Here is a 24384-nt window from a genome sequence, read left to right as displayed (position 1 = left end):
AATGAAAAAGGAAATAATTATCCTCACTACCCTATTCTTCTCTGTCAGCATCTCTGCCCAAGAAACCCTGACTCTGGAACAATGCAGAGAAATGGCACTGAAATATAATAAAGAAATGGCTATTTCGGTCAAGCAAACGGAGGGCGCACAGTATACCGTAAAAAGTTACAAAGGAAACTTTTTCCCAAACTTCACTCTTAGTGGAACGGGCATTTACAGCACAGCAGATGGTAGCTTAGGTATAGCCGGAGGTAACTTACCTACCTTCCTGCCCGATGCTACGGGACAATTTCTACCCAACAATGGTTTTGCCTACTTTCCGGGACTGGACCTTAACTATAAAATAGGTATATTATATATGGGAGGTGTACAAGTGGAACAACCACTTTATATGGGCGGCAAAGTTCGCGCGGCCTACAAAATGTCTTTATTGGGCAAAGAAATGGCGCAACTGAATGAAACGCTGACAGCATCAGAAGTCATTGTAAAAACGGACCAGGCATATGCACAGGTTATCAAAGCCAAAGAGATGAAAAAAGTAGCCCATAAGTATAATGCAGTACTTATAGAATTGATGAAGAATGTAGAAAGTGCCTACAAACATGGCCTAAAGTCTCAAAATGACGTTCTGAAAGTACAAGTAAAACTGAACGAGAGCGAACTCAACATCCGCAAAACCGATAACGCACTCCGCTTGGCAACCATGAACCTCTGTCACTACATCGGAAAACCTCTAACAACAAACATATGTATCTCCGACAGTTTTCCCGAAGTAGAACAAGACATCCAGTTGCAAATATCAGACATCTCTGCCCGCCCCGAATATGCTATACTGAATCAACAAGTAGCTATTGCCAAGCAACAGGTAAAGTTGAACCGTAGCGAACTATTACCGCAAATTGGAATAAAAGGTTCATACGACTATATCCATGGTCTGGAAATCAACAATCAAGACCTGTTCGATAAAGGCAGTTTCTCCGTTCTCCTAAATGTAAGTGTACCTATTTTCCACTTCGGCGAACGGACCAACAAAGTACGTGCAGCCAAAGCCAAACTGGAACAGACGCGCCTTGAACAGGAAAACATGAACGAACAGATGTTACTGGAATTGACGCAGGCCGCCAATAATCTGGATGAAGCCCGGTTGGAAAGTTCTATCGCTAAACGTTCCCTACAACAGGCAGAAGAGAATATGAGAGTAAGTCGTAGTCAATATGATGTAGGTTTGGAAACACTATCCGACCATCTGGAAGCACAGGCTATGTGGCAGCAAGCATACGAAAACACAGTAGATACTCATTTTCGGTTATACCTGAATTACATTACTTACCTAAAAGCTACAGGGACGTTGCTGAAATGACAGTCATATATTGAAACTATATAATAAACGAGGGGTCTGAAAACTTTTAATGTATTCAGACAACCTCGTTTTTGTTTACAAATACTGTTTCAAGTACTTTTATTTATATTCTTCCCACGACTTTATAGCCAAATCATTTGGAGTCATCGTGCAAAACGCATTGATAAAAGCACTCGCCAAACGCGCATTCGTAATCAACGGAATATTGAGATCAATGGCCGCACGACGTATCTTATAACCATTATCCAACTCACCCGCAGTGAGATTTTTCGGAATGTTCACAACCATATCAATCTCCTTTCTATGCAACATATCCAGCGCCTGCGGTTGCATATCAGGTTCACTCGGCCAGTATACGCGAGTATTCTCTACACCATTCTCCGTAAGGAACTTACTTGAGCCACCAGTTGCAAACAATTTATATCCTTTATTTTGAAGCATACGAGCTGCAGAAAGCATATCCACCTTCTGCTTCGGCGTACCGGTAGAAAGCAAGATATTTTTCTGCGGAATACGATAACCTACTGATAGCATCGCTTTCAGAATAGCACAGGAAGTATCACTACCTATACATCCCACTTCACCCGTAGACGCCATATCCACCCCTAACACGGGATCTGCCTTTTGCAAGCGGTTGAAAGAGAATTGAGAAGCCTTAATTCCTACATAATCGAGGTCGAAAAGATTTTTGTCCGGTTTCTGTACAGGAATACCGAGCATCACCTTCGTAGCCAATTCGATAAAATTAATTTTAAGCACTTTGCTGACGAACGGGAATGAACGGCTGGCACGCAAATTACATTCAATTACCTTGATATCGTTGTCTTTAGCCAGATACTGGATATTGAATGGCCCCGATATATTCAGCTCACGGGCAATCTCACGACTGATACGCTTGATACGGCGTACTGTTTCCACATAAAGCTTTTGCGGTGGAAACTGGATAGTGGCATCACCTGAATGTACCCCTGCGAATTCTATATGTTCACTGATAGCATATGCAATGATTTCACCATCCTGTGCCACCGCATCCATCTCTACCTCCTTGGCATGTTCAATGAATTGGCTGACTACTACCGGATGTTTTTGGCTGACATTGGCAGCCAAAAGCAGAAAACGTTCCAGCTCCTCTTGATTGGAACATACATTCATAGCAGCACCAGAAAGTACGTATGACGGACGAACCAATACCGGAAATCCTACCTTATCTACAAAAGCATTGATATCTTCAAGTGAAGTTAGTGCTCTCCATTCGGGCTGATCCACACCGATACGGTCAAGCATAGCAGAGAACTTGTCACGGTCTTCAGCATTATCAATACTCTTGGCACTCGTTCCAAGAATGGGAACATTCTGCGCATCCAGGCGCAAGGCCAAATTATTAGGTATCTGTCCACCAGTAGAAACAATGACACCATGAGGAGTTTCCAATTCAAGGATATCCATGACACGTTCGAAAGTAAGTTCATCAAAATAGAGACGGTCACACATATCGTAGTCCGTAGATACGGTTTCCGGGTTATAATTAATCATTACACTACGATAACCTTCCTTACGGATGGTGTTGAGCGCTTGTACACCACACCAGTCAAATTCCACTGAAGACCCGATACGATAAGCACCCGAACCAAGAACCACAATGGATTTACGGTCACCTAGATAATGTATATCGTTGGCAATGCCGCTATACGTCAAGTATAGGTAATTAGTTTGTGCGGGATATTCGGCGGCAAGGGTATCAATCTGTTTCACCACAGGTAGTACCCCCATCTTCTTACGATAATTACGGATATAGAGGATACCCTCTTCCATATCACCTTCATAACCGATTGCACGGGCTATCTGAAAGTCCGAAAAGCCCTGTATCTTAGCTTTACGCAACAATTCAACAGGAAAGTCAACAATATCCTTATGCTTTCCACTCCATTGTTCCAATTCCTTGCTAGTACGCATTATATTCATCAGCTTCTCCAGGAACCATTTATCAATCTTCGTTAACTCATGCACCTGATCTACGGTGTATCCGGCACGAAAAGCTTTAGAGATAACAAAGATACGTTTATCGGTAGGTTCACGCAACGCCTGGTCAATGTCAGGAATTACAAGCTCCTTGTTTTCTACGAAACCATGCATCCCCTGTCCTATCATACGCAACCCTTTCTGAATAGCTTCTTCAAAAGTACGACCGATAGCCATTACCTCACCAACTGACTTCATAGATGAACCGAGTTCTTTGTCCACACCGTGGAACTTACCTAAGTCCCAACGCGGAATTTTGCAGACAACATAGTCCAACGCCGGTTCAAAGAAAGCGCTCGTCGTTTTGGTTACGGAGTTTTTCAAATCAAAAAGCCCATATCCAAGACCAAGTTTTGCAGCGACAAAAGCAAGTGGATAACCTGTTGCTTTAGAAGCTAATGCAGAGGATCGGCTCAAGCGTGCGTTTACCTCAATTACACGATAATCCTCACTCTCCGGGTCGTAGGCATATTGCACATTACATTCCCCCACAATTCCGATATGACGGATAATGCGGATGGCGAGTTCACGTAGTTTATGATAGTCCGCATTACTCAGAGTTTGTGACGGAGCAATGACGATAGACTCCCCAGTATGAATACCCAGCGGATCAAAGTTCTCCATATTACAAACCGTGATACAGTTATTGAAACGGTCACGGACAACCTCGTATTCCACTTCTTTCCAACCTCTCAAGGATTTCTCTACCAATACCTGCGGAGAGAAAGAGAAAGCTTTTTCTACCAGCACATTCAGTTCTTCCTCATTGTCACAAAAACCGGAACCCAATCCACCAAGCGCATATGCAGCACGGACGATAACGGGATAACCGAGTTCCTTAGCTGCACGACGTGCATCCACCACGTTTTCCACCGCTTCGCTCTTAATGGTCTTTACGTCAATCTCATCCAGTTTCCGCACGAATATCTCACGGTCTTCGGTGTCGATAATGGCTTGTACGGGAGTACCGAGTACTTTTACATTGTATTTATCAAAGATAGCGTCTTTATACAGTGCCACACCGCAATTTAACGCTGTCTGTCCGCCAAAGGCAAGCATAATGCCGTCGGGACGTTCTTTCTCAATAACCTTCTCTACGAAGTAGGGAGTAACGGGCAGGAAGTAAATCTGATCGGCAACCCCTTCCGAAGTTTGCACGGTAGCAATATTCGGATTGATAAGGACGGTATAGATACCCTCCTCTTTCAATGCCTTGAGTGCCTGCGAACCGGAGTAGTCAAACTCTCCCGCCTCACCGATTTTCAATGCGCCGGAACCGAGCAGCAGGACTTTCTTTATATTGTTTTCTTTCATTTGTCTTAAATTGATTATATCAATAATCTGTTTTCACAGGTATCAAAATCTATTTTAATGTACATCAAACGGAATTATGACATATATCAAACGACTTTTTGATACCGGTCAAAATTATTATAACAGTTTCACAAACTCGTCAAACAGAAACTCCGTATCCGTTGGCCCACTGGCAGCCTCCGGATGGAACTGTGCAGAAAACCATGGGTTACGTTTGTGCCTGATACCTTCATTGGAACCATCATTCATATTAATAAAAAGTGGTTCCCAATCCTCGCTCAATGTATTGTTGTCAACCGCATAGCCATGATTTTGAGAGGTAATGAAGCAACGTTCCGTACCTACCATACGTACCGGCTGGTTATGGCTGCGATGACCATATTTCAATTTGTATATCTTTGCTCCTCCGGCTTTGCCCAGTAACTGATTACCCATACAAATACCGAAAATGGGGAGTTTCTCGTTTTTCATCGTTTTACGGATATTCTGTACAGCCTCATCACAAGTATCCGGATCACCAGGACCGTTGGAGATAAACAAGCCGTTGAAGTCCAATCCATTGAAATCATAGTTCCAGGGTACACGGATTACTTCCACATTCCGTTTCAGTAGACAACGGATGATGTTGGTTTTCACTCCGCAATCCAAGAGAAGGACTTTCTTCTTATCCTTACCTTCATTATATCGGACCACCTCTTTACAACTTACTTTATCTACATAGTTCACGCCGGCATAAGCTGCGTCGGGTATATTGTCAGGATCATCGTCAAATATAATCTTCCCCATCATTACCCCATGTTCACGCAGCACTTTGGTCAGTTCACGTGTATCGATACCTGTAATACCGGGCACTTGTTCACGCCTGAGCCAATCGCCCAAACTTTCCACTGCATTCCAATGACTGTAATTCTCCGAGTAATCGCTTACAATAATAGCTTCGGCATGAATACATTCACTTTCCATGAAAGTAGCCAATCCATTCGATTCAATAGTATACGGCGGCACCCCATAATTACCCACCAAAGGATAAGTAAGAGTCATCAACTGTCCGGCATATGAGGGGTCGGTCAGGCTTTCGGGATATCCTGACATGGCCGTATTGAAAACGACCTCTCCCGCCACCGGCTTTTCATAGCCGAACGACTTACCGTGGAAACGGCTCCCGTCGTCAAGGATTAGAGTTACATTTCTCATATTTAGAATTGATAAACTTGTTCTATATAATTAATAAACGCTTCATTCAGCAGTTTCACCCCTCCCGGAGTAGGATAATCTCCACTGAAGTACCAATCACCCTGATGTTTTGGACAAGCCTCATGCAAACCTTCAAGGGGTTGATAAACAATCTGTACTTTAGCTTTCGTACCTTTCGGGGTAAGTAACTCCACCATCTTAGCAGAAACTTCTTCATCTGTAAAAGGAGCATAGATTTCCTTTACATAATTCACCATCTGCTCCTTAGGTAAACCAACCTGTTCCTTAGACTTACGATAAGCAGCGGCAATAACATCCCGCATATCACGTTCTTTCAGTAACTCGATGGCAGCTTTGAAGGCGATAAACTCACTCATCTTTGCCATGTCTATACCATAATAGTCAGGATAGCGTACTTGTGGAGAGGAACTTACAATCACTATTTTTTTCGGGTTCAGACGATCAAGGATGCCGATAATACTTTGTTTCAAAGTAGTTCCGCGCACTATCGAGTCATCAATAATAACGAGATTATCGACTCCGGGCACAAGACTGCCGTAAGTGATATCATACACATGAGTGGCAAGGTCATTACGACTATTGCCTTCAGCGATAAACGTACGTAACTTGATATCTTTAATAGCCACCTTTTCACTTCGTATCCGTCGAGATAGAATACGCTCCAGTTCATCATGATTGGGATTATGCCCCAAAGCGGAAATCTGCTGAACTTTTTCCTGATTGAGATAATCATCCAGCCCTTGCAACATTCCGTAAAAGGCAACTTCCGCCGTATTGGGAATGAAAGAAAACACAGAATGATCTACATCGTTATTAATGGCTTTCAATATGTTAGGCACTAACTTCTCACCTAATAGTTTACGTTCCCTATAGATATCCACATCGCTACCACGACTAAAATAGATACGTTCAAACGAACAAGGTTTCACTTCACGTGGTTTGTTAATCTGCACAGTACGCAATTTTCCCGCCTTATTGATGAACATCGCTTGTCCCGGCTGCAATTCTTTGATGGCTTCAATGGATACATTGAAAGCAGTCTGTATCACGGGACGTTCACTGGCAAGTACCGCAACCTCATCATCTTGATACCAAAATGCCGGACGAATCCCCCATGGGTCACGGACAACGAAAGTTTCGCCACTTCCGGTAAGCCCGCACATCACATACCCTCCGTCCCACTCTTTACTCGAAGTCCGCAAGACATTGGCAAGGTCGATATGATCTTCAATATAGTGAGTGACATCCATACCTGTCAACCCCTCCGCTTCTGCAAGGTTAAAGAGACGCTCCACTTCACGGTCAAGGCGGTGTCCCACCTGTTCCAACATGATATATGTATCAGCATACTTACGGGGATGCTGCCCAATGGCTGTAATACGCGCAAAGATCTCATCCACATTCGTCAAATTGAAGTTACCGCACAAAGCAAGATTCTTAGCACGCCAATTGTTTCTGCGGAGAAATGGATGCACATAAGATATGCCGGACTTTCCGGTAGTAGAATAGCGCAGGTGTCCCATATATATTTCTCCAGCAAAAGGTAGCATACGCTTAGCATAGTCTGCATCATGTAGTTGTTCCTTTGTGAGATCTTTAAAATGACTCTGCACCGTACCGAATATTTCGGTAATAGCACCAGAACCGAGAGCACGTTCACGAAACATATATTCCTCACCAGGATTGGCTTCCAGCTTTACACATGCCAGTCCGGCACCTTCTTGCCCGCGATTGTGTTGTTTTTCCATCAAGAGATAAAGCTTGTTCAGCCCATACATCCATGTACCGTACTTCCGCTCGTAGTACTCCAGTGGTTTCAGCAGGCGTATCATGGCAACGCCACATTCATGCTTCAGTTGTTCCATCTATCTATTTACTAATGACTAATTACGAATTATCTGTTTATATCAAATGTGTCATCTATTGAAAATATACACATCATCTTTCTTTCAATTATTCCACTGTCACCGATTTGGCAAGGTTTCTCGGCTGATCTACGTCCATTCCTTTACATACAGCAATATGATAGGCTAGTAATTGCAGAGGTACTGTAGTTATTAACGGGTCAAGACACTCTATTGTTCCAGGAAGTTCGATACAGATATCTGCTATTTTACTGATAACCGTATCTCCTCTCGTCACGACAGCTATCACCTTACCTTTACGCGCCTTAATCTCCTGTATATTGCTCAATACTTTTTCGTATAATCCATTTTGCGTGGCAATGACCACTACCGGCATTTCAGCATCTACCAAAGCGATGGGACCGTGTTTCATCTCAGCGGCAGGATATCCTTCGGCATGGATATATGAGATTTCTTTCAGTTTCAATGCCCCTTCCAAAGCTACAGGATAAGAATATCCACGTCCCAGATAGATGAAATTATGCGCATATGTGAAAATTTTGGAGAGTTCCGCAATACGGTCATCCAGTTTCAAGACCTCTTTCATTTTATCGGGAATTTGTCTTAATTCATGAACAATCGTAAGGTATTTCGCTTCATCAATCGTTTGTTTCTCACGGGCGAGCGTCAGTGCCAACATAATGAGTACCGTGACCTGTCCCGTAAAGGCTTTGGTAGACGCTACCCCAATTTCCGGTCCCACGTGGATATATGAACCCGTATGTGTGGCACGGGAGATACTAGAACCGACGGCATTGCATATACCATATATAAATGCTCCACGGCTTTTGGCTAGTTCTATGGCAGCCAGCGTATCAGCAGTTTCACCGCTTTGTGAAATGGCAATCACCACATCACTACCGCCAATAACAGGGTCACGATAACGAAACTCACTAGCATACTCCACTTCCACTGAAATGCGACAAAAACTCTCTATCAGATGCTTACCTATAAGAGCTGCATGCCAGGAGGTTCCGCAAGCCACGATAATAAAACGTTTAGCATCCAGTAACCGTTGTCTATAATCAATCACAGCTGAAAGTACAACGTTCGTACTCTCCACATTAATGCGTCCGCGCATGCAGTCGTGAATACAATTGGGTTGTTCATAGATTTCTTTCAACATGAAATGCTTATACCCTCCTTTCTCCAACTGACCGAGATTCATAGAAACAGTCTTTACCTTATGAGAGCATTCCATATTCTTCAGGTTTACCACTCTCAGCGGTTCATCGCGATGGATAACAGCTATTTCTTCATCTTCCAGGTAGACCACCTTATCTGTATATTCTACGATAGGCGTTGCATCGGAAGCCAAAAAAAACTCATTCTCTCCTATTCCTACCACTAGCGGACTGCTTTTGCGCGCAGCTATAATTTCATCGGGTTGTTCCTTGTCAAGTACTGCAACAGCGTATGCACCGATAACTTCCTGCAAAGACAATTGCACAGCCGTCAACAAATCAATCTGATTGGTTATCTGGATATATTCTATAAGTTGTACCAATACTTCAGTATCCGTATTACTTTGAAATGTATAACCTTTAGTTTGAAGTTTTTCTTTGAGAACGGCGTAGTTTTCAATGATGCCGTTATGAATGAGAGCTAAACGCTTGGAAGAGGAATAATGGGGATGGGCATTAACAGAACAAGGTTCTCCGTGCGTAGCCCAGCGTGTGTGTGCAATACCAATGTTTCCGGAAATATCTTTTTGGACAGCGAATGCTTCAAGTTCCGAAACCTTACCTTTCGCTTTATACACATTCAACTGCTGATTATCACTGATCAATGCTACCCCTGCACTATCGTATCCACGGTACTCTAACCGCTTCAAACCTTTGATAAGGATGGGATAGGCTTTTCTTTGGCCTATATAGCCTACTATTCCACACATAATGTATCAATATTTGGTTTTGCGATACAAAGATACATATTATTTAGAACATAAAGTTTACCTTTCTCCATTTTATTTATCAAAAGAATAGAAAAAAGTTATTTTAATATCAAAACGTTAAAGAATATATTATTTTAAAAGCAAAAAGATGAATTTATAAATTAAAAGCAAAAAAATACATTTTATTTTAGATTAGAAGAAACACCTGATATTTTCTTTCAAATTATAATCAACCCAAACAGAAGATACATTTAATATGATAGAAACCCATTTAAGAAATATCATTTTGAAATTAATTGTTTATTTTTGCCGAACATTATGACAAAAGAATAAATATAATACAGAAATAAAGAAAGTAAAAGATGAGAAAAGAAAATCTTTTTAACAACAAAAGAAAAGAAAAGCCCGGACAAAGACAGCCCAAAGAGTTGGGTCTATACAATGCATCATACGAACACGATGCGTGTGGTGTAGGTATGTTGGTAAACATCTGCGGAGGTAAATCGCACGAACTAGTGGAGTCTGCACTGAAGGTATTGGAGAACATGCGTCATCGTGGAGCAGAAGGTGCCGATAATAAAACCGGAGACGGTGCCGGCATTATGTTACAGATACCACACGAATTTATTCTGCTACAAGGTATACCGGTTCCCGAAAAAGGCAAGTACGGTACGGGACTGTTATTCCTCCCTAAGGATGAGAAAGCCCAAGCGGCCATATTGAGTGTGATCATCGAAGAAATAGAAAAGGAAGGACTAACTCTGATGCACCTGCGGAACGTACCAACGTGTCCTGAAATATTAGGTGAAACCGCACTTGCCAATGAACCGGACATCAAACAAATCTTCATTACCGGATTCATGGAAAGCGAGACCGCCGACCGTAAACTTTATATAATAAGAAAAAGGATAGAAAATAAAATATACCGGTCGGACATCCCTACACGGGAATATTTCTATATCGTGTCACTATCGACAAAAAATATTATCTACAAAGGTATGTTGTCTTCCTTACAATTGCGCACCTATTTCCCTGACCTGACTAACAATTATTTCACCAGTGGATTGGCATTGGTACACTCCCGCTTCAGTACCAATACTTTCCCCACTTGGGGACTGGCTCAGCCATTCCGCCTGTTGGCACACAATGGAGAAATCAATACCATCCGTGGTAATCGCGGATGGATGGAAGCTCGTGAAAGCGTGCTCTCCACTCCCACACTTGGCGACATCAAGGAACTGCGTCCCCTCATTCAGCCAGGCATGAGCGATAGTGCCTCATTAGATAATGTATTGGAGTTTCTTGTAATGTCGGGATTGAGCCTGCCACATGCCATGGCGATGCTTATACCAGAATCTTTCAACGAAAAGAACCCTATCAGCGAAGACTTGAAAGCCTTCTATGAATATCATTCCATCCTAATGGAACCATGGGATGGTCCGGCAGCGTTACTTTTCAGTGACGGACGGTATGCCGGCGGTATGCTCGATCGTAACGGTCTGCGTCCCGCACGTTACCTCATCACCAAGAGCGACATGATGGTAGTGGCAAGTGAAGTCGGCGTAATGGATTTCGAACCGGGAGACATCAAAGAAAAAGGACGCTTGCAACCTGGTAAAATTTTATTGGTTGATACTGAGAAAGGTAAAATATATTATGACGGAGAATTGAAAAAACAGCTTGCCGAAGCCAAACCTTATCGTACTTGGCTTGCCGGTAATCGTATCGAACTGAACGAATTGAAAAGCGGACGTAAAGTTCCTCACAGCGTGAAGCATTATGGCAGTATGCTACGTACTTTCGGCTTCTCCAAAGAAGATATAGAAAAAATCATCATGCCGATGGCAAGCAATGGTGCCGAGCCCGTCAGTGCCATGGGTAACGATACACCACTTGCCATACTTTCCGATAAACCACAATTGTTATATAATTACTTCCGCCAGCAATTCGCCCAAGTAACGAACCCTCCTATCGACCCTATCCGGGAGGAGCTCGTGATGTCCCTGACGGAATATATCGGTGCCGTAGGTATGAATATTCTGACCCCCAACGAAAGCCACTGTAAAATGGTGCGCCTGAACCATCCGATACTGACTAATACACAGTTAGACTTACTTTGCAACATCCGTTATAAAGGCTTCAAAACCATAAAATTACCAATGTTGTTTGAAGCTTCCAAAGGGCGTTCCGGATTACAGGAATCACTTGCGGAACTATGTAAACTCGCCGAGAATTCCGTAACAGAGGGTGTGAACTATATTGTGCTGACCGACCGTGACGTAGATGCCACACATGCCGCCATTCCTTCACTACTTGCTGTGTCTGCCGTACATCACCATCTCATTTCGGTAGGCAAACGTGTACAAACTGCACTAGTAGTAGAAAGTGGAGAAATACGCGAAGTGATGCATGCCGCGCTGTTACTGGGTTTTGGTGCCAGTGCATTAAATCCTTATATGGCATTCGCCGTACTCGACAAACTGGTAACCGACAAGGAAATACAGCTTGACTATGCCACAGCAGAGAAAAACTACATCAAAGCCATCTGTAAAGGCCTGTTCAAAGTAATGAGCAAAATGGGTATCAGTACCATCCGTTCCTATCGTGGAGCAAAAATATTCGAAGCTATCGGATTAAGTGAAGAATTGAGTAACACCTACTTCGGCGGACTGAAATCTGCTATCGGCGGTATCCGTCTCGACGAGGTAGCACAAGATGCCATTGCTTTTCACAATGAAGGAAAAAAAATAATCAAGAACGAAGTATTAGAAAATAAAGGTGAAGCAGCATTATTGCCGAACAGAGGATTATACTCCTTCCGTAAGGATGGTGAACAACACGCCTGGAACCCGGAGACTATCAGTACGCTACAATTGGCTACGCGGTTGGGAAGTTATAAGAAGTTCAAGGAGTTTACCAAGTTGGTAGATGAAAAGGAAAAACCTATCTTTCTGCGTGATTTTTTCGACTTCCGCCACAATCCCATTTCCATTGACAAGGTAGAACCGGTAGAGAGTATTTTGAAACGTTTCGTCACGGGTGCCATGTCTTTCGGGGCTATCAGTCAGGAAGCTCACGAAGCAATAGCCTTTGCCATGAATAAGTTACACGGACGTAGCAATACAGGTGAAGGGGGCGAAGATGCAGCACGTTTCAGTACAAATATGCGCTCTGCTATCAAACAGGTAGCATCGGGACGTTTCGGTGTGACTACCGAATATCTGGTGAATGCAGATGAAATACAAATCAAGATTGCCCAAGGAGCCAAGCCCGGTGAAGGTGGTCAGTTACCGGGGTTCAAAGTAGATCAGGTGATTGCCAAAACACGCCACTCCATTCCGGGTATATCACTGATATCTCCCCCACCTCATCACGATATTTATTCCATTGAAGATCTGGCACAACTTATCTTCGACCTGAAGAATGTCAACCCGAAAGCTAAAATCAGTGTGAAACTGGTAGCCGAAAGCGGCGTAGGTACCATTGCAGCAGGTGTAGCAAAAGCAAAAGCAGATCTTATCGTCATTTCCGGCGCAGAAGGTGGTACGGGTGCATCACCCGCATCGAGTATCCGCTATGCCGGTATCTCTCCCGAACTCGGCCTGAGTGAGGCGCAACAGACCTTAGTACTAAACGGCCTGCGTGGGCAAGTATTGCTGCAAGTAGACGGACAACTGAAAACCGGACGCGATGTGGTATTGATGGCAATGCTCGGTGCCGAAGAATATGGTTTCGCCACTGCAGCCCTCATCGTGTTGGGTTGCGTAATGATGCGTAAATGTAATCAGAATACTTGTCCGGTAGGTGTAGCCACTCAAAATTCCGAACTTCGTAAACGTTTTATGGGACGTAGCGAATACCTTGTAAATTATTTCACCTTTCTGGCACAAGAAGTACGTGAATATCTAGCGGAAATCGGCGTGAAGAGAATGGAAGATATTATAGGACGTACGGATTTGATCGTTCGTAAACCCAATGACAACGTAAAGAAACACCAGTTGATTACTTTTGACAAAGTACTGGCACGCATTAACAACGAAGCCGCTATCCGTCACATCATCGACCAGCAACACGGTATCGACCATGTCAAAGACGTAGAGATATTGCACGCCGCCGAAGCTCTAGAAAATCAAAAAGAGATTTCCCTGGAATATACCATTGCCAATACCGATCGTGCTTGCGGTGCCATGCTTTCTGGAGCCATCGCCGCAAAATATGGAGCCGACGGACTACCAGAACATACATTAAACATCAAGTTCAAGGGATCTGCCGGACAGAGTTTCGGCGCTTTCCTTGTTACGGGTGTCAACTTCAAGCTGGAAGGTGAAGCAAACGACTATTTGGGAAAGGGGTTGAGCGGTGGACGCATCGCTGTACTTCCTCCGGTCCGCAGTAACTTTGATGCGGAGAAAAATACAATTGCAGGTAATACCATTCTCTACGGTGCTACCAGTGGCGAGGTTTACATCAACGGTCGTGTAGGCGAGCGTTTCGCTGTCCGCAACTCCGGTGCAATTGCTGTGGTAGAGGGTGTAGGCGACCATTGTTGCGAGTACATGACCGGTGGCCGCGTGGTCGTTCTTGGACAAACAGGACGAAACTTCGCCGCAGGTATGTCCGGAGGCGTGGCATACGTATGGAACAAAGAAAATAATTTCGACTACTTCTGCAACATGGAGATGGTAGAACTGAGTCTCATCGAAGAGGCTTCTTATCGTAAGGAACTGCATGAACTGATCCGTCAGCATTATCTCTACACCGGTTCCAAACTGGCACGTACCATGCTTGATGACTGGACACACTATGTAGACCAATTCATTCAGGTAGTCCCCATCGAATACAAAAAGGTATTGCAAGAAGAACAAATGAAGAAGTTGCAACAGAAAATTGCAGATATGCAACGTGACTACTGAGTTATGATAAATCACAAATGTCAATAAGCTAATTTCAATCGTAAATCATCATGGGAGATCCAAAAGCATTTCTAAATATCCCGCGCCAGGAAGCGGGTTATCGTCCGATACACGAACGTATCACCGATTTCAGTCAAGTAGAACAGACGCTAAACAGTCATGATCGCAAACTCCAGGCATCACGGTGTATGGACTGTGGTGTACCATTCTGTCATTGGTCATGCCCGTTAGGCAACAAGCAACCAGAGTTTCAGGACGCGCTCTATAAAGGGAAATGGCGTGAAGCCTATCAAGTACTGAACGAAACGAACGACTTTCCCGAATTTACGGGACGTATCTGTCCAGCCCTCTGTGAAAAATCGTGTATACTAAAACTCTCCTGCAATTCTCCGGTTACTATACGCGAGAATGAGGCTGCCATTGCTGAAGCCGCTTTTCGCGAGGAATATATCGTACCTTTCCGTCCCAAGCGCAATGGGAGAAAAGTAGCCGTTATCGGCGCAGGTCCTGCCGGATTGAGCGTTGCCGTGCAACTGAATATCCGTGGTTACGAGGTCACAATATTCGACAGTAAGCCCATGCCAGGTGGACTGCTTCGTTACGGCATTCCCAACTTTAAACTTCCTAAGGAAGTGATAGATCGCCGTATGAATGTATTGAGAGCCGAAGGTATCCGGTTTGAAATGGGTACCCATATTGATATACAAAAACTACCCACAGGTTTCGATGCATACGCTGTCTGTACCGGAACCCCTATAGCCCGCGATCTGACCATTTCCGGTCGTGAGTTGAAAGGTATCTACTTTGCACTTGATATGCTATCACAGCAAAACCGTATTCTCGACGGAGAAACATTCTCTAAAGAAGATCTTGTCAATGCAAAAGGTAAACGAGTACTCGTTATCGGTGGCGGAGATACCGGTTCGGACTGCATCGGTACAAGTATCCGTCAAGGAGCCACGAGCGTAACTCAAATTGAAATCATGCCTCAGCCCCCTGTAGGGCATAATGATGCCACTCCTTGGCCGCAATGGCCCGTGGTGTTGAAAACCACCAGCAGTCACGAAGAAGGTTGCACCCGTCGCTGGTCATTGGCCTCCAACCGGTTTATCGGTAAGAACGGCAAGGTTTGTGGTGTAGAAGTGGAAGAAGTGGAATGGTTTTCGGAAAAAAGCGATAACCGCCCTACCATGAAACCTACAGGGAAGAAAGAAATAATAGAAACCGATATGGTACTGCTCGCCATGGGTTTCCTGAAACCGGAACATCCACAACTCCCCGAAAATGTATTTATTGCCGGTGACGCTGCCAATGGTACCAGTCTTGTAGTACGTGCACTGGCAGACGGACGCAAGGTAGCGGCAGAGATAGACAAATATCTCTCTTAATAATAACCCGATCATTTTTTTATATCTTATACTTTATACTTAATAATATCATGTGTGGAATAACAGGTATCTTCAACATACAATATCAAACTCAAGAGTTGAGAAACAAGGCGCTCAAGATGGCGCAGAAAATTCGTCATCGCGGACCGGATTGGAGCGGTATTTACGTAGGCGGTTCAACCATCCTGGCACACGAACGTCTATCCATCGTTGACCCTCAATCTGGAGGACAACCTCTGTACTCGCCGGATCGTAAACAAATTCTTGCCGTCAACGGTGAGATATACAATCACCGCGAAATCCGTGCACGTTATTCAGGTAAATATGCCTTTCAGACAGGTTCGGACTGTGAGGTCATTCTCGCCCTCTACAAAGACAAAGGTATTCACTTCCTCGAAGAATTGAACGGTATCTTTGCTTTCGCCCTCTATGACGAAGAGACGGACGATTATCTGATTGCCCGTGATCCTATCGGTGTTATACCTTTATATATAGGAAAAGATAAAGAAGGCCATATCTATTTCGGTAGCGAACTGAAAGCACTCGAAGGTTTCTGCGACGAATATAAACCTTTTCTTCCGGGTCACTACTATTGGGGACGTGAAGGAAAAATGCACCGTTGGTACACCCGGGACTGGATGGACTACCAAAATGTGAAGGATAACTATATCCCTGTCACCGAATACAATACCTCTTCCACCGCTATCAACCGTAAAACCTATGACATGCAGATCTCTGCCGTACGTTATGCCCTTGAAGATGCCGTACAACGGCAACTCATGTCTGATGTACCTTACGGAGTACTATTATCCGGCGGACTTGATTCTTCCGTCATCTCTGCCATTGCCAAAAAATATGCCGCCAAACGTATTGAAACGGACAATAAATCCGATGCTTGGTGGCCTCAACTCCACTCTTTCGCAGTAGGTCTGAAAGGAGCACCCGACCTGCTCAAAGCACGTGAAGTGGCACAATACATCGGTACGGTTCATCATGAAATAAACTATACCATCCAAGAAGGACTGGATGCCATCCGTGATGTCATTTATTTCATCGAAACTTACGATGTGACTACCGTGAGGGCTTCTACCCCGATGTATCTGCTGGCACGCGTCATCAAAAGCATGGGTATCAAAATGGTGCTCAGCGGTGAAGGAGCCGACGAAGTCTTCGGCGGTTATCTCTATTTCCATAAGGCTCCCACTCCGCAAGCCTTCCACGAAGAGACTGTGCGCAAGCTTTCCACATTGCACATGTACGACTGTCTGCGTGCCAACAAGAGTCTTGCTGCCTGGGGTGTGGAAGGTCGTGTACCGTTCCTCGACAAAGAATTTCTGGATGTGGCCATGCGTATCAATCCTATCACCAAGATGTGTCCGGGCAAAGAGATTGAAAAGAAAATAGTTCGCAAAGCTTTTGCCGACCTGTTACCTGAAAGCGTGGCATGGCGACAGAAGGAGCAATTTTCCGATGGTGTGGGCTACTCTTGGATTGATACCCTGAAAGCTATCACTGCCGCTGCCGTCAGCGACGAACAGATGGCACATGCTGCAGAACGTTTCCCCATTCATACTCCACAAAACAAAGAAGAGTATTATTATCGTACTATTTTCGCAGAACACTTTCCCAGTATAAATGCAGCCCTGAGCGTACCGAGTGTGCCTAGTGTAGCCTGTTCCACTGCCGAGGCGCTTTCATGGGATGCCTCCTTCCAAGGGAAGAACGACCCAAGCGGACGTGCTGTTACCGGAATACACAAAGAAGCCTACTGATACCTAAATCTGTAAAATAAGCCAAGAGACGGATTTTAAAACTCACCGTTTTCAAGTTTTTCCATATCCGTCTCTTCTTTCAGTAATTCCGGCGACAGAAGTTCTTTAGGTAAATACCGGCTTAAGGGCATGCGGGTACACTTCTCTTTTTTCAATCTTTACAACATATTCCTGTTTGCCATAAAATAGACTTTTGAGACTTTCACTTCACCGGGCGTTTCCCCCTTTGACCACTCCACGGCTGAAACCACTGCGCATAGCCACCATTTCTCCGATTTCTTTCTCATTCACTTCGCTCCGCTTCTGAATTTTACGGATAACGGCATATCACAATCCACTCTTCGCTTTATTCAGAAAGTTCTTCTTTTGTCTCACAAAATATGGAATAGGCATATTACTACTCTCTTCTTTAGGAGTTAAACAAATGACGTACAAGTCGTACGTCTTTTCTTAGTAACAAAGATATTGATAATGATGAATAAAAATATTCATAGGAAAAACCTTCATGATATACCGACCATATGCATAATTACATTAATTTATTGAAACCGTAACAGACAATCTATTTTATATTTGCAAAGCTTCCATTATCTTTGACAGAGTAAATATCAAAACTTTAATAATGATGAATTTAAGAAAAATTATTCTTTCTATCTCGTTAGTGCTTGCCGCATGCGGTACTATGCAAGCACAGAAAACTCAGGTGATTGCTCATCGTGGCTTTTGGAAAATCGATGGTTCTGCGCAAAACTCCATCGCATCACTGGTTAAAGCCGATTCCATTGGCTGCTACGGTACCGAATTTGACGTATGGCTTACTACTGATAATCAGTTGGTAGTGAACCATGACGCCACCTTTAAAGGTGTAAATATGCAAAAATCTACCACCCAAGAGTGTACGGCAGTAATACTGGATAACGGCGAGCCGCTCCCTACCCTGCAACAATATCTTGAAAAAGCGAAAGGATTGAAAACACGCCTTATCCTTGAACTGAAAGCCCATAAAACTCCGGAACAAGAAACACACGCCGTGGAAAGTATTGTAAAGATGGTTAAAGATATGGGATTGGAAGATCGTATGGAATACATCACCTTTTCCCGCCACGCCACTAAAGAGTTTATCCGCCGTGCGCCTCAAGGAACCCCCGTATACTATTTGGAAGGAGACCTCACCCCGGAAGAACTGAAAGAATGGGGATGTACCGGACCCGACTATCATTACAGCGTATTCAAAAAACATCCCGAATGGATTAAAGAATGTCATAACTTAGGACTGAAAGTCAATGCTTGGACTGTAAATAACGTCAAGGATATGGAATGGCTCATCAATCATAAGGTAGATTTTATCACTACCAACGAACCGATATTATTGGAAGAAACATTAATGAAGGATTGACTTATCGCGATACATATAGTCAGTAAAAACAGGTAAATCCGTTTCATTTTATCACAGATGAAACGGATTTATTCTTTTCATAAGTACCTAAAACTCCAATTACTGAACATTTTTATTTATCTATTTCAGATATTTTTCTTGTTGATATTACAATTTATATAAATATGACCGTTATAAACTTTTAAATTGAAAGATGATTGACTTATATTTATATTGAATGAAAGCATAAGTATAAACAAATAGAAATAAGGCACCTGTTTAGCAAATAATATTTCAAAACGTCGTATATTTGCACATAAATAAAGCAAAAAGATATATTAACAAGAAGTTAAAATACAAAATGACAAGAAGTATAAGATTTACCAAGATGCATGGCGAAGGAAATGACTATATTTATATAGACACTACCCGATACTCCATCGAAAATCCCGGAGAACTTTCGAAAAGATGGAGTGTACCGCATACGGGAATTGGCAGTGACGGTCTGGTACTTATCGGGCGTTCTCCCAAAGCAGACTTCAGCATGCGTATTTTTAATGCTGATGGTTCGGAAGCCATGATGTGCGGCAATGCCAGCCGATGTATCGGAAAATATGTTTTTGATTATGGATTGACAAAAAAGACAGAAATAACACTTGATACCTTATCAGGAATTAAAATCCTGAAACTTCACATAATAAATGGTGAAGTAAATACTGTGACTGTTGATATGGGTATTCCGACTAATGAACTTGTGGACTATGATGGGATGGGAGCAAAACCGATGAAAGAACATCCTATTACCGTGAATGGTGAACGACTTATCGGAACCACCGTATCTATGGGAAATCCGCATCTGGTTGTTTTTGTGGATGATATTAATCGTATAGATTTAACTTCCGTAGGCCCTAAACTGGAATACCATTCTTTATTCCCGGGACGAATCAATGTGGAGTTTGCACAAATATTGGGAAAAGACAGAATAAGAATGCGTGTATGGGAACGGGGATCAGGAATAACCCAAGCTTGCGGTACGGGAGCTTGTGCCACGGCTGTAGCCGCTTGTCAAACAGGACGATCAGGACGAAAAACGGAAATCATTATGGATGGAGGTACACTTCTTATTGAATGGGAGATTGCAACCGGACATGTTTTAATGACTGGAAGAGCCACAAAGGTATTTGAAGGAGAAGCAGAGATAAAGGAAGAATGATGAACACTTAAAACAACAAAGAATATGGCATTAGTTAACGAACATTTTTTAAAGCTACCGGGTAGTTATCTATTTTCAGACATAGCTAAAAAGGTAAATACTTTCAGGATAACGCACCCCAAGCAAGATGTCATCCGTCTGGGTATCGGAGACGTTACCCGGCCACTGCCGAAAGTCTGCATCGAGGCGATGCACAAGGCAGTGGAAGAGATGGCTGACACTAAAACATTCCGTGGTTACGGACCGGAACAGGGATATGATTTTTTGATTGAAGCTATCATTAAGCACGATTATGTGGCACGTGGTATTCACTTCAGTTCAACGGAGATCTTCATAAACGATGGAGCCAAAAGTGACACGGGGAACGTCGGAGATATTCTTCGCCATGATAACAGTGTGGGGGTAACCGATCCCATCTATCCGGTATATATTGACAGTAACGTAATGTGCGGACGCGCCGGAATATTGGAAAAAGACGGTAAATGGAGTAACGTGACCTATATACCCTGCACTGCCGAAAACAATTTTATTCCGGAAATTCCAGACAAACGTATCGATATTGTTTATCTTTGTTACCCAAATAACCCGACGGGTACTACCTTAACCAAACCTGAACTGAAAAAATGGGTGGATTACGCACTCGAAAATGATACACTCATCTTGTTTGATGCCGCTTACGAGGCATTTATCCAAGAAGAAGATGTGCCCCACTCCATCTACGAAATAAAAGGAGCCAAGAAATGCGCCATCGAGTTCCGCAGTTTCTCGAAGACTGCCGGATTTACGGGAGTCCGTTGCGGATATACCGTAGTGCCGAAAGAACTGACAGCTGCCACTTTGGAAGGAGAACGCATTCCGCTCAACAAACTCTGGAACCGCCGTCAGTGCACCAAGTTCAACGGAACCAGTTACATCACCCAACGGGCTGCGGAAGCTATCTACACACCTGAGGGCAGAAGACAAATAAAAGAAACGATTGATTACTATATGAATAATGCCCGAACGATGAAGGAAGGTTTGGAAGCTGCGAAATTGAAAGTGTACGGTGGAGTGAATGCTCCTTATATCTGGCTAAAAACGCCTAATGGTACAAGTTCCTGGCGTTTTTTTGAGCAAATGTTGTACGAAGCCAATGTAGTAGGAACTCCCGGTGTGGGATTTGGTCCAAGTGGCGAAGGATATATCCGTCTAACTGCCTTCGGTAAATACGAAGATTGCGTAGAGGCGATTCGACGTATCAGAAACTGGATAAAATAATAAAAAAGAATAGTTTAAACGCAATATTATAAAAACAGAGTCGGACTTGATCATCCGCAATTATTCTAATTAAAAAGGTAAGAAGATATGAAAACAAGAAACACTAAATTAGGAATGATAGCAATGGTGTTATTATCAATGACATTGCCTTTCATGGCAAAAGCACAAGACAAGGTAGAAGCATCGGTAGGTGCCGATTTGGTAAGCGGTTACATCTGGCGCGGTCAGGACTTAGGCGGTGTCAGTCTGCAGCCGAGTGTATCCATATCCTATAAAGGTTTCTCCCTGGAAGCTTGGGGTTCAGTAGGCATCGAAAGCAAGGACGCCAAAGAGTTGGACCTCACATTAGGCTACTCCACAGGCGGCTTCAGTGTATCAGTCACTGATTATTGGTTTAACGGAAGCGCAGGTTATATGCGCTATGGTGCCCACGAAACAGCTCATGTATTCGAAGCACAGGTAGGTTATGATTTCGGTCCGGTAGCCGTAAACTGGTATACGAACTTCGCAGGAGATGATTACACAAGATACAACGGAAAACGTGCCTATTCTTCCTATATCTCGGTAGCGGCTCCCTTCAAGTTGGGCGGTCTGGACTGGACAGCCGAAATCGGTGCCACTCCTTGGGAAACTAGTTTCTATAATTATGTAGAAGACAAATGTCCCGGCTCCAACGGATTTACCGTATGCGATATCAGTCTAAGCGTATCGAAAGATATCAAGATTACTAACTCATTCTCTCTGCCACTGTTTGCCAAAGCTACCTGGAACCCCAGGACAGAAGACGCATACTTTGTAGTAGGATTAAGTTTTTAAAAACCACAAAACTGTTTAAGGTATGAAAAAGATTGAAGCTATCATCCGCAAAACGAAATTCGAGGAAGTGAAAAATTCACTTCTCGAAGTAGATATCGAATGGTTTTCTTACTATGACGTAAGAGGTATCGGGAAATCAAGACAAGCCCGTATCTATCGTGGCGTACTATACGATACCAGTTCCATCGAACGAATCCTAATCTCCATTGTAGTACGCGATAAAAATGCGGAAAAAACCGTACAGGCCATACTCAAAGCCGCGCAAACCGGCGAAATAGGTGACGGTCGCATCTTCGTCATCCCCATTGAAGACGCTATCCGCATCCGCACGGCCGAAAGAGGTGACATCGCTCTCTATAATGCCGAACAGGAAAGATAACAGACAGCACTTAAATCACTCAAAGTCCACCGGACGGCGTGCCCGGTGACAAGTAAAAATACAAGTACAACAAAAATCAAAGAGATTATGGATAAATATATGATATGCAGTTTTACCAAACTGTGTATAGCCCTTGCTATATTCGCGGCTTTCTGCTTTACTACAGATACGTACGCACAAGATTTCGTCGTGACGGACAGTGTAGCGGCTGTTGCCGCCGATGTGGTTGCCTCCGGAGAAGTAGTTCCTGCCGAAGAAGAAGCAGTGACAGACACGATTTCTCAATTGGTTTCCGGTGTCAACACTGTGTGGATGCTGCTGGCAGCTATGCTGGTGTTCTTTATGCAACCGGGCTTTGCATTGGTTGAAGCCGGATTTACCCGCACCAAGAATACCGCCAACATCCTGATGAAAAACTTTGTAGACTTCATGTTCGGCTCACTGCTCTACTGGTTTATAGGTTTCGGCATCATGTTCGGTCTGGGTGATTTCTTCGGGACTCCCCACTTCATGAGCCTGATATTTGAAAGCAATGGTCTGCCCGACACCTCATCATTGCCAACCGAAGGCTTTCTCGTATTCCAGACCGTATTCTGCGCCACTGCCGCAACCATCGTTTCGGGCGCTATGGCAGAACGTACCAAGTTCTCTATGTATCTGATATACACTATTTTCATCAGTGTATTGATTTATCCGGTGTCCGGTCACTGGACGTGGGGTGGTGGCTGGTTGATGAATGGTGAAGAAGGTTCTTTCATGATGAACGTATTTGGAACGACTTTTCATGACTTTGCAGGTTCTACCATCGTACATTCCGTAGGCGGTTGGATTGCACTGGTCGGCGCTACAATTCTAGGTCCACGTATCGGTAAATATGGAAAAGATGGAAAATCAAAGGCCATTCCCGGACATAACCTAACTATTGCAGCGCTAGGTGTATTTATCCTCTGGTTTGGATGGTTCGGTTTCAACCCGGGGTCACAATTGGCAGCCGCTACTACCGATGATCAGGTGGCTATCTCATTAGTATTCCTGAACACAAACTTAGCAGCATGCGCAGGCGGTTTCTTTGCATTAGCAGTTAGTTGGATGAAATATGGGAAACCTTCCTTATCATTGACTCTGAATGGAATTCTGGCCGGTTTAGTAGGTATCACGGCAGGATGCGATATGGTATCTCCGTTAGGTTCCGTCATTATAGGTGCTCTTTGCGGCATATTGATGATATATTCTGTAGAATTTATTGACAAGACTTTGAAGATTGACGATCCTGTAGGTGCAAGTTCTGTACACGGTGTATGCGGCTTCACAGGAACCATCCTCACCGGACTGTTTTCCACCAGCGAAGGCCTCTTCTATGGCGCAGGCGCAGGATTACTTGGCGCACAGGCATTCGGCGCACTGATAATAGGCGCATGGGCGGCAGGTATGGGATACATCATCTTCAAAGTCCTCGACAAGGTACACGGTCTCCGTGTCTCCAAACGAATTGAAGAAGAAGGACTTGATATTTACGAACACGGCGAATCGGCTTATACAGCATAAAAGAGATTTTTTTACTCTAA

General features: G+C 43.7%; 15 protein-coding genes. 10 read left to right on the top strand and 5 right to left on the bottom strand.

Going from position 1 to position 24384, the window contains the following annotated elements; translation table 11 throughout:
• Nucleotide 1: 1 nt before the first annotated feature.
• Entirely contained in the window at nt 2–1360 is a 1359-nt protein-coding gene (locus DXC10_RS10345) for a TolC family protein (RefSeq protein ID WP_101542924.1), read from the top strand.
• Nucleotides 1361–1459: 99 nt separating this feature from the next.
• Here DXC10_RS10345 and carB read toward each other — a convergent pair whose 3' ends face one another.
• The 4 genes from carB to glmS form a co-directional block, all read right to left on the bottom strand.
• Complete coding sequence (gene carB / locus DXC10_RS10340) at nt 1460–4693, bottom strand: carbamoyl-phosphate synthase (glutamine-hydrolyzing) large subunit (RefSeq protein WP_101542925.1); 3234 nt, start codon at nt 4691–4693, stop codon at nt 1460–1462.
• A gap of 117 nt (nt 4694–4810) precedes the next feature.
• Nucleotides 4811–5887, bottom strand: coding sequence for a glutamine-hydrolyzing carbamoyl-phosphate synthase small subunit (carA, locus tag DXC10_RS10335; protein WP_101542926.1), 1077 nt, complete (start codon nt 5885–5887; stop codon nt 4811–4813).
• 2 nt (nt 5888–5889) lie between these two features.
• Nucleotides 5890–7773, bottom strand: coding sequence for an amidophosphoribosyltransferase (locus tag DXC10_RS10330; RefSeq protein ID WP_101542927.1), 1884 nt, complete (start codon nt 7771–7773; stop codon nt 5890–5892).
• 88 nt (nt 7774–7861) lie between these two features.
• Nucleotides 7862–9706: a glutamine--fructose-6-phosphate transaminase (isomerizing) gene (gene glmS, locus DXC10_RS10325; protein ID WP_101542928.1), complete on the bottom strand. Its 1845-nt coding sequence runs from the start codon at nt 9704–9706 to the stop codon at nt 7862–7864.
• 362 nt (nt 9707–10068) lie between these two features.
• Here glmS and gltB point away from each other — a divergent pair, with 362 nt between their 5' ends.
• The 3 genes from gltB to asnB are packed head-to-tail and all read left to right on the top strand — an operon-like array spanning nt 10069 to nt 17779.
• Nucleotides 10069–14619: a glutamate synthase large subunit gene (gene gltB, locus DXC10_RS10320; RefSeq protein WP_117737828.1), complete on the top strand. Its 4551-nt coding sequence runs from the start codon at nt 10069–10071 to the stop codon at nt 14617–14619.
• Between the two features lie 50 nt (nt 14620–14669).
• Nucleotides 14670–16007, top strand: coding sequence for a glutamate synthase subunit beta (locus tag DXC10_RS10315; protein ID WP_117737827.1), 1338 nt, complete (start codon nt 14670–14672; stop codon nt 16005–16007).
• Between the two features lie 50 nt (nt 16008–16057).
• Complete coding sequence (gene asnB, locus DXC10_RS10310; protein WP_117737826.1) at nt 16058–17779, top strand: asparagine synthase B; 1722 nt, start codon at nt 16058–16060, stop codon at nt 17777–17779.
• 158 nt (nt 17780–17937) lie between these two features.
• On the opposite strand, the gene DXC10_RS16640 is transcribed toward asnB, so the two are convergent.
• Nucleotides 17938–18066 carry a hypothetical protein gene (locus tag DXC10_RS16640; protein WP_255419806.1) on the bottom strand — a complete coding sequence of 43 codons (129 nt, stop codon included), beginning with the start codon at nt 18064–18066 and terminating at the stop codon, nt 17938–17940.
• A gap of 338 nt (nt 18067–18404) precedes the next feature.
• Here DXC10_RS16640 and DXC10_RS10305 point away from each other — a divergent pair, with 338 nt between their 5' ends.
• From DXC10_RS10305 to DXC10_RS10280, 6 genes are all read left to right on the top strand, one after another.
• The gene (locus tag DXC10_RS10305; protein ID WP_101543007.1) at nt 18405–19175 is read left to right on the top strand and encodes a glycerophosphodiester phosphodiesterase family protein; all 771 of its coding nucleotides are present in this window, start codon (nt 18405–18407) and stop codon (nt 19173–19175) included.
• A 340-nt stretch (nt 19176–19515) separates the two neighbouring features.
• Nucleotides 19516–20367 (top strand): diaminopimelate epimerase, encoded by an 852-nt coding sequence (dapF, locus tag DXC10_RS10300; protein WP_117737825.1) that lies wholly within the window; start codon nt 19516–19518, stop codon nt 20365–20367.
• Between the two features lie 24 nt (nt 20368–20391).
• Nucleotides 20392–21624 (top strand): LL-diaminopimelate aminotransferase, encoded by a 1233-nt coding sequence (locus DXC10_RS10295; RefSeq protein ID WP_117737824.1) that lies wholly within the window; start codon nt 20392–20394, stop codon nt 21622–21624.
• 87 nt (nt 21625–21711) lie between these two features.
• Entirely contained in the window at nt 21712–22440 is a 729-nt protein-coding gene (locus tag DXC10_RS10290; RefSeq protein WP_117737823.1) for a hypothetical protein, read from the top strand.
• Nucleotides 22441–22462: 22 nt separating this feature from the next.
• Nucleotides 22463–22819, top strand: a complete 357-nt coding sequence (locus DXC10_RS10285; RefSeq protein ID WP_117737822.1) for a P-II family nitrogen regulator — start codon at nt 22463–22465, stop codon at nt 22817–22819.
• 87 nt (nt 22820–22906) lie between these two features.
• Nucleotides 22907–24364, top strand: a complete 1458-nt coding sequence (locus DXC10_RS10280; protein ID WP_101542936.1) for an ammonium transporter — start codon at nt 22907–22909, stop codon at nt 24362–24364.
• Nucleotides 24365–24384 lie beyond the last annotated feature (20 nt).

Origin of the sequence: Bacteroides sp. OM08-11, from assembly GCF_003438665.1 — a bacterium.
Lineage (GTDB): Bacteria > Bacteroidota > Bacteroidia > Bacteroidales > Bacteroidaceae > Bacteroides > Bacteroides cutis.
Note: the sequence above shows the minus strand (reverse complement) of the source record. Positions and strands in the feature narration are given on the sequence as shown.